Below are 12,357 nucleotides of genomic sequence, written 5' to 3'. Positions count from 1 at the left end.
GCTCAAGCGACCAGGAGCAGCAACGTGGCGAAGCAAAGTTCTCAGAAATTCATCGCGCGCAATCGTGCGCCCCGGGTGCAGATCGAGTACGACGTCGAGCTTTACGGCGCCGAGAAAAAGGTCCAGCTGCCCTTCGTGATGGGCGTCATGGCCGACCTCGCCGGCAAACCCGCCGAACCGTTGGCGCCGGTGGCCGATCGCAAGTTCCTTGAAGTCGACGTCGACAACTTCGACTCACGCCTCAAGGCCATGCAGCCGCGCGTCGCGTTTCATGTGCCCAACGAGCTGACAGGCGAAGGCAACCTGAGCCTGGACATCACCTTCGAAAGCATGGACGACTTCAGCCCCGCCGCCGTGGCGCGCAAGGTCGACTCGCTGAACAAGCTGCTTGAAGCGCGCACGCAACTGGCCAACCTGCTGACCTACATGGACGGCAAGACCGGCGCTGAAGAAATCATCATGAAGGCGATCAAGGATCCAGCGCTGTTGCAGGCCCTGGCGAGCGCGCCGAAGCCAGCACAGGACCAATGATCATGACCGATACCGCACGCGAAGGCGCCCAGAATCTCGGCGCAACCGAAGAAACCAGCGAGTTCGCCTCGCTGTTGCTGCAAGAATTCAAACCCAAGACCGAGCGCGCCCGTGAAGCGGTGGAAACCGCCGTGCGCACCTTGGCCGAACAGGCCCTGGCGCAGACAGACCTGGTGTCCAACGACGCCATCAAGTCGATCGAATCGATCATCGCCGCGATTGACGCCAAGCTCACCGCCCAGGTCAATCAGGTCATCCACCACCCGGACTTCCAGCAACTGGAAAGCGCCTGGCGCGGCCTGCACTATCTGGTCAACAACACCGAGAGCGACGAGCAGCTGAAGATTCGCGTGCTCAATATCTCCAAGACCGACCTGCACAAGACCCTGAAGAAATTCAAGGGCACCGCGTGGGACCAGAGCCCGATCTTCAAGAAGATGTACGAAGAAGAATACGGCCAGTTCGGCGGCGAACCTTACGGTTGCCTGGTGGGCGATTACTACTTCGACCAGTCGCCGCCCGACGTGGAACTGCTGGGCGAGCTGTCGAAAGTCTGCGCCGCCATGCACTCGCCGTTCATCGCAGCGGCATCACCGACCGTGATGGGCATGGGCTCGTGGCAGGAACTGTCGAACCCGCGCGACCTGACCAAGATCTTCACCACGCCGGAATACGCTGGCTGGCGCTCGCTGCGTGAGTCGGAAGACTCGCGCTATATCGGCCTGACCATGCCGCGCTTCCTGGCGCGCCTGCCGTATGGCGCCAAGACCGATCCGGTGGAAGCCTTCGCCTTCGAAGAAAACACCGATGGCGCCGACAGCTCCAAGTACACCTGGGCCAACGCCGCGTACGCGATGGCGGTGAACATCAACCGCTCGTTCAAACATTTCGGCTGGTGCTCGCGCATCCGTGGCGTGGAGTCGGGTGGTGAAGTGGAAAATCTGCCGGCCCACACCTTCCCTACCGATGACGGCGGCGTGGACATGAAGTGCCCGACCGAAATCGCCATCAGCGATCGCCGTGAAGCGGAGCTGGCCAAGAACGGTTTCATGCCGCTGCTGCACAAGAAAAACACTGACTTTGCCGCGTTCATCGGCGCCCAGTCCTTGCAGAAACCAGCCGAATACGATGATCCGGACGCCACCGCCAACGCCAACCTGGCCGCACGCCTGCCGTACCTGTTCGCCACCTGCCGTTTTGCGCACTACCTGAAGTGCATCGTGCGCGACAAGATCGGTTCCTTCAAAGAGAAGGACGAAATGCAGCGCTGGTTGCAGGACTGGATCCTCAACTACGTCGACGGTGACCCGGCGCACTCCACTGAAACCACCAAGGCCCAGCATCCATTGGCTGCCGCCGAAGTGATCGTGGAAGAAGTCGAAGGCAATCCCGGGTACTACAACTCCAAGTTCTACTTGCGCCCGCACTACCAGCTCGAAGGGCTGACCGTGTCGTTGCGCCTGGTATCCAAACTGCCGTCTGCCAAAGGCGCGTAAAAATCGGGACCGACTCGCTCTCTGTAGGAGCGAGCGTGCTCGCGAAAAACTTGAAGGCGCCGCATTCATTCAGGATGCCAGCGTCATCGTTGACGACCTTCGCGAGCAAGCTCGCTCCTACAGAGGTCGGCGACGCCCACAACGTCTGTGGCTGAGACCACACAGGGAGAAAACATGGCTGTTGATATTTTCATCAAGATCGGTGACATCAAGGGCGAGTCCATGGACAAGGCCCACAAGGACGAAATCGACGTATTGAACTGGAGCTGGGGCATGTCCCAGTCCGGCAACATGCACGTCGGTGGTGGCGGTGGCGCAGGCAAGGTGAATATCCAGGACCTGTCGTTGACCAAGTACGTCGACAAAGCCTCGCCCAACCTGATGATGCATTGCGCCAGCGGCAAGCACATCGACAAGGTCAAGTTGACCGTGCGCAAGGCCGGTGGCGAAAACCAGGTCGAGTACATGATCATCAACCTGGAAGAGGTGCTGATCACGTCCCTGAGCACCGGCGGCTCGGGCAACGATGATCGCCTGACCGAAAACGTCACCCTGAACTTCGCCAAGGTGCTGGTGGACTACCAGCCGCAGAAAGCCGACGGCACCAAGGACGGCGGTCCGATCAAGTTCGGCTGGAACATCCGCCAGAACATCAAGGCGTAATCGAACATGCCCCCGGTGCCACATGCCGGGGGTGTTTGGTGCTTGCTCGAGTCCTGTCCTTTCCCACTGGTGTATGAGTCATGGCCAAGCCTTCGTTTATCAATTTGTGGAACAGCTATCCGCCCTATTCTCCCGACCATCCTCCGGCCTGTGACGGGCCTTGGGATAATCAGTGCGCTATCCGCATGAGCATCGCCCTGAACGGCGAGCACACCATCAAGGTCAACAGTTCGACCTACACCGAGCCCAAATGCGCGCATGGCCATGCGCGAGGCGCAGAGTCACTTGCCAACTGGCTGTGGCGCCATCACTTAGGTCGCCCGACAATCTTGACCGGTAGCGCCGAAGACCGTCGCACATTGCAACAGAAAACCGGAATCATCTTCTTCAAAGACTGCTTCAGACGATATGGAGAAAGCACCGAGGCCCGCTCAGGTGACCATATCGACGTATGGAGACGCGGACAGACAGGCAGCTACGATGACCCCGCACATGCCTCCAGGCAAGTCTGGTTCTGGGAACTCACATGATCAAGCTATGGATATTGCCCCTATTTGCGGCTTGCGTTGTTTCCAGCCTGTCCGCCTGTGCAGAGCAGGCCCCGCCCTCAACGGCTGAGCTTGCCAAGGACAGGGTGATATTGGCTGGGCAGACGTTGATACTGGAAAATCACCAGCAACGTTGCGCATTGCGCAAACCCGACCAAAGCCTGCTGCAACTAGAAATCCCCTGGCCATGCAAATTCAGCCCGGACCGCAAGGGATTACCTCGTGTTGAAGCTGTCAGCGATAACGAACTGATCATCCTCGTCTATCACTCACAAGCAGAGCCCGAATCCAGCCGTAGTTGCACATCTCAGTATCAGGCTGTCCGCCAGATCCAAGGTCGTCTGGAAACGTCCATCGTAGCCCAGAGTTCATTTTGCATGGGCGGCGTGATAGACCAGAAGCACTTCGTCGGACTTTTCCCGTGATAACCGAAATCGCCACCCGCGACCGCCTGCAACCCTCCCTGCTGGATCGGTTGACCGACGACGACCCGAGCAACCCCAAGGAAAGCGCGGACAAGCGCGTGCTGTCCCTGAGCCAATTGAAAGCCTCGGTGCTGCGCGACCTTGCGTGGCTGCTCAACACCACATCCCTGCTCAGCGCCGATGCGACGCTGCACACCCCGGCGGGGACCTCGGTGGTCAATTACGGCCTGCCGGCCCTGGCCGGCAACAGTGCCTCCAGCGTCGATATCAACGCCCTGGAGGCCTTGATCTACCAGGCGATTGCCACGTTTGAGCCACGCATCCTGCGCCACACCCTGCGGGTCAAGGCGCGGGTGGCCCACGGCGAGATGAACCACAACGCCCTGAGTTTCGAGATTGAAGGCGACCTGTGGGCGCAACCGGTGCCATTGCGTCTGTTGCTGCAAACCGATCTGGACCTGGAGTCCGGCCACGTGCGCGTGGTCAATGCCGACCAGCGGAGACGCTCATGAATCCGCGCCTGCTCGAGCTGTACAACCAGGAACTGCACCACGTGCGCGAAAGCGCCGCGGAGTTCGCCAAGGAATACCCGAAGATCGCCAGTCGGCTGACCCTGTCCGGCATGGACTGCGCCGACCCGTATGTCGAGCGATTGCTCGAAGGTTTCGCCTATCTCACCGCACGCGTGCAGCTCAAGCTCGACGCCGAGTACCCGACCTTCACCCATAACCTGCTGGAGATCGCCTACCCGCACTATCTCGCGCCGACACCCTCGATGAGCGTGGTGCAGTTTCAGGCGGATCCCGACGAGGGCTCCCTCGCCGACGGTTTTCCACTGCCGCGAGGCACTGTCCTGCGCGCCGCATTAGGCCGTGAAAGCCAAACCTGCTGCGAGTACCGCACCGCGCATCCGGTGACGCTGTGGCCGCTGCGTGTCAGCCAGGCCGAGTACTTTGGCAATCCCTCCGCCGTGCTCGGGCGCCTGGCCGCCAGCGAGCCCAAGGCCAAGGCCGGGTTGCGATTGACCTTGCGCACCGGCGCCGAACTGCCGTTCAACAGCCTGGCCCTGAATGACCTGCCGCTGTACCTCAACGGCGCCGACGAGCAACCGTTTCGCCTCTACGAACAATTACTGGGTAATGCCTGTGCGGTATTTGCGCGCAAGCCCGGAGGCGACTGGGTCGAGCGCCTGCCGCAAGACGCGCTGCGCTCACGCGGTTTCGACGATGCCGATGCGGCGATGCCGGTGGTCTCGCGGGCCTTCCAGGGTTATCGGCTGCTGCAGGAATACTTTGCCCTGCCCCACCGCTTTCTGTTCGTCGAGATCGCGCAGTTGAGCCGTGCAGTGCAACGGTGCGACGGCCAGGAGCTGGAACTGATCGTACTGTTCGACCGCCATGAGCCGAGCCTGGAAGGCAGCGTTGGCGCGGCGCAGTTCGTACCGTTCTGCACCCCGGCGATCAACCTGTTCCCCAAGCGCGTGGACCGCATCCACTTGTCCGAGCGGGTCAACGAACACCATGTGATCGCCGACCGTACCCGGCCGATGGACTTCGAGATTCACTCCCTGAGCGGCATCACCGGTCATGGCACCGGCCCGGATCAGCCGTTCCTGCCGTTCTATGCCGTACGTGATCCGTCGCGCTACGGGCGCGACCTGGCCTATTACACCGTACGCCGCGAGCCGCGCGTGCTGTCCAGCGACCAGCGCCGCAACGGTCCGCGCTCGACCTATGTGGGCAGCGAAACCTTTGTCAGCCTGGTCGACAGTCAGCAGGCGCCCTACCGCCATGACCTGCGTCAGCTGGGGGTGACGGCGCTGTGCACCAACCGCGATTTGCCGTTGTTCATGAGCGTGGGCAATGGCAAGACTGACTTCACCCTGGCCGACAGTGCCCCGGTGCTGGCGGTGCGCTGCGTGGCCGGGCCCAGCCGCCCACGCGCCAGCCACGCCCATGATGCCAAGGCCTGGCGCCTGATCAGCCAGTTGTCGCTCAACTACCTGTCCCTCAGTGAACAAGGCCAGGGCGCCGCCGCGTTGCGTGAGTTGCTGCGCCTGTACGGCGACAGCAACGACGCTGCCCTGCAATTGCAAATCGAAGGCCTGCGCGACGTCAGCAGCAAAGCCGTGACCCGGCGCCTGCCGATGCCCGGCCCGATCGTGTTTGGCCGGGGCCTGGAAATCACCTTGGAATTTGACGAAAACGCGTTTCGCGGCACCGGCGTGTTCCTGCTCGGTGCGGTGTTCGAACGCTTTCTGGCACGCTACGTGTCGATCAACAGTTTTACCGAGACGGTGATCCGTACCACCGAACGCGGCGAGATCATGCGATGGAAAGCCAAGCCCGGACGCCGTCCGACCCTGTGAGTACCCTGGATGCGATGCATCAGCAGCCCTGGGAATATGACTTCTTCCAGGCGTTGCGGCGTATCGAGTGCGAATCACCGGACCTGCCGCGCCTGGGCCACTCCCTGCGCCTGGCGGATGACCCGTTGCGCCTCGGGCAACAGGCCGACTGCACCTTCGCCCCGGCCACCCTGGCCTCGGTCGATCCGGGTGGCGACAACAAGCCGGCGCGGCTGGAGCAGTTCTTTTTCGGCCTCGGTGGCCCCAACGGCCCGCTGCCCCTGCACATCACCGAATACGTGCGCGAACGCCAGCGCAACAATGCCGACGGCACCAGCAAGCGCTTCCTGGATGTGTTCCACCATCGCCTGCTGACCTTGTTCTACCGGGCCTGGGCCGAGGCGCGGCCAACGGTCAGTCATGATCGCCCGGACGATGATTATTGGTCGGCACGCTTGGCGGCCCTGAGTGGTCGAGGCATGCCCAGCCTGCTGGAACAAGGCCTGATCCCCGACACCGCGAAGCTGCATTACAGCGGCCACCTCAGCGCGCAAACCCGCTACCCCGACGGTTTGAAGGCAATCCTCGGCGAATACTTCGGCTTGCCGGTAGCGATCGAAGAATATGTCGGCCAATGGCTGGAGCTGCCCGAGCGCAGCCGCGTCGGTGTCAGCGCCCACCAGCTCGGCGTGGATTTTTGCCTGGGCAGCCACGTCTGGGATCGCCAGCATAAATTCCGCATTCGCCTGGGCCCGCTCACGCTCGATGACTACATGGGCATGTTGCCCGGCAGCCAGCCGTTCAACGAACTGGTGGCCTGGGTGGCCGAGTACCTGGGCCATGAATTGGACTGGGACCTCAATCTGGTTCTGCAACAACCTGAAGTCCCGACACTGCGGCTTAACGGCCAGTTCCGACTGGGCTTCAACACGTGGCTCGGCCAACCCGGACACGACGCCAACGACCTAATCCTGGCCCGGCATTACGCCGAACTGGCCACCACCTCAAGGAATCCAGAGCATGGGTGAAATCAGCCGCGCCGCATTGTTCGGCAAACTCAACAGCGTGGCCTACAAAGCCATCGAAGCCGCCACTGTGTTCTGCAAGCTGCGGGGCAATCCGTATGTGGAATTGGCCCACTGGTTTCACCAGTTGTTGCAACTGCAGGACTCGGACCTGCACCGCATCATCCGTCAGTTCAACGTGGAGCCGGCGCGCCTGGCCCGCGACCTGACCGAGGCCCTGGACCGCCTGCCCCGTGGTTCGACATCGATCACTGACCTGTCGTCCCACGTCGAAGAAGCCGTGGAGCGCGGCTGGGTCTACGGCAGCCTGATGTTTGGCGAAAGCCAGGTGCGCACCGGTTACCTGGTGCTGGGGATTCTCAAGACCCCGAGCCTGCGCCATGCGCTGCTGGGCTTGTCGTCGGAGTTCGACAAGATCAAGGTCGAAGCACTGAGCGAGCGCTTTGACGAATACGTCGGCGACTCGCCGGAAAACGCCCTCGGCGCCAGCGATGGTTTCAACGCCGGCGCCGTGCCCGGCGAAGCCAGCGGCGCCATGGCTCCAAGTGCTATGGGCAAGCAGGAAGCCCTCAAGCGTTTCACTGTCGACCTGACCGAACAAGCCCGCAGTGGCAAGCTTGACCCGATCGTCGGGCGTGACGAAGAAATCCGCCAACTGGTGGACATCCTCATGCGTCGGCGTCAGAACAACCCGATCCTCACCGGTGAAGCCGGCGTCGGCAAGACCGCCGTGGTCGAAGGTTTCGCCCTGCGTATCGTCGCTGGCGACGTGCCGCCCGCGCTCAAGGATGTGGAACTGCGCAGTCTCGATGTGGGCCTGCTGCAGGCCGGCGCCAGCATGAAAGGCGAGTTCGAACAGCGTCTGCGCCAGGTCATCGAAGACGTCCAGGCCTCGCCCAAGCCGATCATCCTGTTCATCGACGAAGCCCACACCCTGGTGGGTGCCGGTGGCGCCGCCGGCACCGGCGATGCGGCCAACCTGCTGAAGCCGGCATTGGCCCGTGGCACCTTGCGCACCGTGGCCGCTACCACCTGGGCCGAGTACAAAAAACACATCGAAAAAGACCCGGCGCTGACCCGCCGCTTCCAGGTCGTACACGTCGCCGAGCCTGCCGAAGACAAAGCGCTGCTGATGATGCGCGGCGTGGCGTCGACCATGGAAAAACACCATCAGGTGCAAATCCTCGACGAAGCCCTGGAAGCCTCGGTCAAGCTGTCCCACCGCTACATTCCGGCACGTCAGTTGCCGGACAAATCCGTAAGCCTGCTGGACACCGCCTGCGCCCGCGTCGCCATCAGCCTGCACGCGGTTCCAGCGGAAGTGGACGATAGCCGCCGCCGCATCGAAGCGTTGGAAACCGAGCTGCAAATCATCGCTCGCGAGCACGCGATCGGCATCGCCATCGGCGCCCGTCAAACCACCAGCGAAGCGTTGCTGACGGCTGAGCGTGAGCGCCTGGCGAGCCTGGAAAGCCGCTGGGCTGAAGAAAAAACCCTGGTCGACGAACTGCTCGCCACCCGCGCCACGCTGCGGGAAAAAGCTGGCGTGGTCGACAGCGACGTCGGTACCGACGAGAGCCACGCCTTGCGCGAAAAACTCCTGGACCTGCAACAGCGCCTCACCGCCTTGCAAGGTGAAACCCCATTGATCCTGCCGACCGTGGATTACCAGGCCGTGGCCTCGGTGGTCGCCGACTGGACCGGCATCCCGGTCGGCCGCATGGCGCGTAATGAGCTGGAGACGGTACTTAACCTCGACCAGCACCTGAAGAAACGCATCATTGGCCAGGACCACGCCCTGCAGATGATCGCCAAACGCATCCAGACCTCCCGCGCCGGCCTCGACAACCCGAGCAAGCCGATTGGTGTGTTCATGCTGGCCGGTACCTCCGGCGTAGGCAAGACCGAAACCGCCCTGGCCCTGGCCGAAGCCATGTACGGCGGCGAGCAGAACGTCATCACCATCAACATGAGCGAGTTCCAGGAAGCCCATACCGTGTCGACCCTCAAGGGCGCACCGCCGGGTTATATCGGGTATGGCGAAGGTGGCGTGCTGACTGAAGCGGTACGGCGCAAACCCTACAGCGTGGTGCTGCTGGACGAGGTGGAAAAGGCCCACCCGGATGTGCATGAAATCTTCTTCCAGGTCTTCGACAAGGGTGTGATGGAAGACGGCGAAGGCCGGGTGATCGACTTCAAGAACACCTTGATCCTGCTGACCACCAACGCCGGTACCGAACTGATTTCCCAGGTCTGCAAAGACCCGGCGAGCATCCCGGAACCTGAAGCAATCGCCAAGGCCCTGCGTCAACCACTGCTGGAGATTTTCCCGCCAGCGCTGCTCGGACGCCTGGTGACGATTCCTTACTACCCGCTGAGCGACGAGATGCTCAAGGCAATCACCCGCCTGCAACTCGATCGCATCAAGAAACGCGTGGAGAACACCCACAAAGTCGCGTTCGATTACGACGATGCGGTGATCGACCTGATTGTCTCGCGTTGCACCGAAACCGAAAGTGGCGGCCGCATGATCGACACCATCCTGACCAACAGTCTGTTGCCGGACATGAGCCGCGAGTTCCTCACGCGCATGCTGGAAGGCAAGGCCTTGGCGGGAGTGCGGATCAGCAGCCGGGATAATGAATTGCACTACGACTTCAGCGATGCCAATTGACCTGACGGAACGCAATCAAAACTGTGGGAGCGGGCTCGCTCGCGAAGGCGGTGTGTCAGTTGATGCATCCGGTGACTGACTCACCGCATTCGCGAGCAAACCCGCTCCCACAGTTGGAACGGGTTCCTACAGTTATTACGCAATTTACGGATTAACCGATGCTATTCAACCAAGCCTCACGCCTGGCCAGGATCACCAGCCCTCTCGGGCCGGATGTGCTGCTGCTCAATGAAATGGGCGGTGGCGAAGAGCTTGGGCGGCTGTTCAACTACGAGCTGCAACTGACCTCGCTGGACGCCAACATCGACCTCAACCAGTTGCTGGGCAAGCCGATGGGCCTGAACCTGCAACTGGCGAATGGCGGCGAGCGCTATTTCCATGGGATCGTCGCGCGCTGCAGCCAGAACATCGACCGTGGCCAGTTCGCCAGTTATCAGGTGACGCTGCGCCCCTGGCTGTGGCTGTTGAGCCGTACCTCCGACTGCCGGATTTTCCAGAACCTGACGATCCCGCAGATCATCAAGCAGGTGTTCCGCGACTTGGGTTTTTCCGATTTCGAAGATGCCCTGAGCCGACCTTATCGCGAGTGGGAATACTGCGTGCAGTACCGCGAGACCAGCTTCGATTTCGTCAGCCGCCTGATGGAACAGGAAGGGATCTACTACTTCTTCCGCCACGAACAGGATCGCCATGTGCTGGTGCTGGCCGATGCCTACGGCGCTCACCTCACAGTGCCTGGCTACGACTCGGTGCCCTACTACCCCAAGGACGAGCAGCAACGCGAGCGCGACCATATGCACAACTGGCATCTCGCCCAGGAAGTGCAGCCCGGCTCGCTGGAACTCAACGACTATGACTTCCAGCGCCCCAGCGCGCGGATCGACGTGCGCTCGGCGATGCCCCGCCCGCACACCGCCGGGGATTATCCGCTGTATGACTATCCCGGCACCTACGTGCAAAGCGCTGACGGTGAACACTACGCCCGCACCCGCATCGAAGCCCTGCAAACCCTGCACGAACAAGTGGAGTTCAGTGGTAACGCCCGCGGCCTGGGCTCCGGTCATCTGTTCAGCCTCACCGGTTTCAGTCGCCGCGACCAGAACCGTGAATACCTGATCGTCGGCGCGCGCTACTACATCACTCAGGAAAACCTCGAGTCCGGCGGCGGCGCGGCGTCGGCACAGTTCGAAAGCAGCCTGACCTGCATCGACGCGCAGCAGAGCTTCCGGCCGCTGGCCAACACCTACCGGCCCATTGTCAAAGGCCCGCAGACCGCACTGGTGGTGGGTCCCAAGGGCGAGGAAATCTGGACCGACCAGTACGGCCGGGTGAAGGTGCATTTCTATTGGGACCGCCACGACCAGTCCAACGAAAACAGCTCGTGCTGGATTCGCGTGTCGCAATCCTGGGCCGGGAAAAACTGGGGCTCGATGCAGATTCCACGAATCGGCCAGGAAGTGATCGTGAGCTTCCTGGAAGGCGATCCCGACCGGCCAATCATCACCGGACGCGTGTACAACGCTGAACAGACGGTGCCCTATGACCTGCCGGAAAACGCCACCCAGAGCGGCATGAAGAGCCGTTCGAGCAAAGGCGGCACGCCCGCCAACTTCAATGAAATCCGCATGGAGGACAAGAAGGGTCTGGAGCAGTTGTACATCCATGCCGAGCGCAACCAGGACATCGTGGTCGAGGTCGATGAAAGCCATTCGGTAGGCCACGACCGTAACAAAAGCATCGGCCATAACGAGACGGTGACCATCGGCAATAACCGCCTGCGCATCGTCAAGCAGGAAGACATCCTCTCGGTGGGCCAGAAGAAGACCGACAGCATCAGCCAGAGCTATGTCATCGAAGTCGGCGAGAACCTGCGCCTGGTCTGCGGTGAAAGCATCCTGGAGTTGAACGCCAGCGGACAGATCAACCTCACGGGCGTGCAAATCAGCTTCTACGCCAGCGGCGATGCCGAGTTCAACACCGGCGGCGTGCTGCACCTGAACAACGGCGGCGGCCCCGGTGCCACGCCCGACGGCCAGGGCGTCAAGGCCGGCATCGACGCCAACATCAGCGCCGCGTTCCCCAAGGGCTAACCTCGAGATTTATCCGTCATGACTTACCGCATCAATGAATTCCAGTTCCAGCTGCCGCCCGGCGAGTTGCTGGACGCCACGATCAACATTCTCAAGTTCCCCGAGCTGGGCACTTCGCTTATCGTCAGCCGCAGCTTGCTGGCCGAGGGCGAAACCCTGCAAAGCAACCTCGACGACCAGCTCAAGCGCCTTGAACAACAGGTCCAGGACCTGCGTTGCCAACCGGGCGCCACCGTGCGCCTGGGGGCCAATCAGGAAGTCGAAGGCATCGAGCTGCGCAGCCAGTTCAACAAGGGCAATGAAAAAGTCTTCCAGTACCAGTTGGCGCTGGTACTGCCGGGCACGCGCAAGATGCTTGCGCTGAGCTACGTGAAAGCCGAGAAACTCGGCGATGCCGAAGCCGCGCATTGGGCAACTATCAAGGGTTCGCTGCTGTTCGACGTCCCGGCTTGATGAGCGAACAGCATGTCTGATGCACTCTGGGCCGCCCGCATGGGCGACGCGCTCAACCATACCTCGATGATGGCCGATATCCTCGGCGGCGTGCTGGAGGTGGCA

Annotated in this window: 11 protein-coding genes; all 11 read left to right on the top strand. The window is 61.7% G+C overall.

Annotation, left to right across the window (positions count from 1 at the left end; translation table 11 throughout):
- The first annotated feature begins 24 nt into the window (after positions 1-24).
- Positions 25-531: a type VI secretion system contractile sheath small subunit gene (tssB, locus tag AC6CIA_RS19290; protein ID WP_084381563.1), complete on the top strand. Its 507-nt coding sequence runs from the start codon at positions 25-27 to the stop codon at positions 529-531.
- A 2-nt stretch (positions 532-533) separates the two neighbouring features.
- A complete protein-coding gene (gene tssC, locus AC6CIA_RS19285) occupies positions 534-2,027 on the top strand; it encodes a type VI secretion system contractile sheath large subunit (protein ID WP_339527606.1) in 1,494 nt (497 codons plus the stop codon).
- A 174-nt stretch (positions 2,028-2,201) separates the two neighbouring features.
- A complete protein-coding gene (locus AC6CIA_RS19280) occupies positions 2,202-2,690 on the top strand; it encodes an Hcp family type VI secretion system effector (protein ID WP_339527604.1) in 489 nt (162 codons plus the stop codon).
- An 80-nt stretch (positions 2,691-2,770) separates the two neighbouring features.
- The gene (locus AC6CIA_RS19275) at positions 2,771-3,220 is read left to right on the top strand and encodes a type VI secretion system amidase effector protein Tae4 (protein WP_498314289.1); all 450 of its coding nucleotides are present in this window, start codon (positions 2,771-2,773) and stop codon (positions 3,218-3,220) included.
- Positions 3,217-3,663 carry a hypothetical protein gene (locus tag AC6CIA_RS19270; RefSeq protein WP_498314287.1) on the top strand — a complete coding sequence of 149 codons (447 nt, stop codon included), beginning with the start codon at positions 3,217-3,219 and terminating at the stop codon, positions 3,661-3,663. Before AC6CIA_RS19275 ends, AC6CIA_RS19270 begins: the two co-directional genes overlap by 4 nt.
- Positions 3,660-4,175 carry a type VI secretion system baseplate subunit TssE gene (tssE, locus tag AC6CIA_RS19265; protein WP_084381568.1) on the top strand — a complete coding sequence of 172 codons (516 nt, stop codon included), beginning with the start codon at positions 3,660-3,662 and terminating at the stop codon, positions 4,173-4,175. Before AC6CIA_RS19270 ends, tssE begins: the two co-directional genes overlap by 4 nt.
- Positions 4,172-6,031: a type VI secretion system baseplate subunit TssF gene (gene tssF, locus AC6CIA_RS19260; protein WP_498314285.1), complete on the top strand. Its 1,860-nt coding sequence runs from the start codon at positions 4,172-4,174 to the stop codon at positions 6,029-6,031. The genes tssE and tssF overlap by 4 nt, the downstream gene beginning before the upstream one ends.
- Positions 5,995-7,038, top strand: coding sequence for a type VI secretion system baseplate subunit TssG (tssG, locus tag AC6CIA_RS19255; RefSeq protein WP_498314283.1), 1,044 nt, complete (start codon positions 5,995-5,997; stop codon positions 7,036-7,038). Before tssF ends, tssG begins: the two co-directional genes overlap by 37 nt.
- Positions 7,031-9,709, top strand: coding sequence for a type VI secretion system ATPase TssH (gene tssH, locus AC6CIA_RS19250; RefSeq protein ID WP_498314281.1), 2,679 nt, complete (start codon positions 7,031-7,033; stop codon positions 9,707-9,709). The genes tssG and tssH overlap by 8 nt, the downstream gene beginning before the upstream one ends.
- A 158-nt stretch (positions 9,710-9,867) precedes the next feature.
- The gene (locus AC6CIA_RS19245; protein ID WP_498314279.1) at positions 9,868-11,799 is read left to right on the top strand and encodes a type VI secretion system Vgr family protein; all 1,932 of its coding nucleotides are present in this window, start codon (positions 9,868-9,870) and stop codon (positions 11,797-11,799) included.
- Positions 11,800-11,817: 18 nt separating this feature from the next.
- Positions 11,818-12,252: a DcrB-related protein gene (locus AC6CIA_RS19240; RefSeq protein WP_339533372.1), complete on the top strand. Its 435-nt coding sequence runs from the start codon at positions 11,818-11,820 to the stop codon at positions 12,250-12,252.
- The last annotated feature ends 105 nt before the right edge of the window (positions 12,253-12,357 follow it).

Source organism: Pseudomonas sp. GQ91, assembly GCF_059758795.1.
This window is presented reverse-complemented; position numbering and strand designations above follow the sequence as displayed.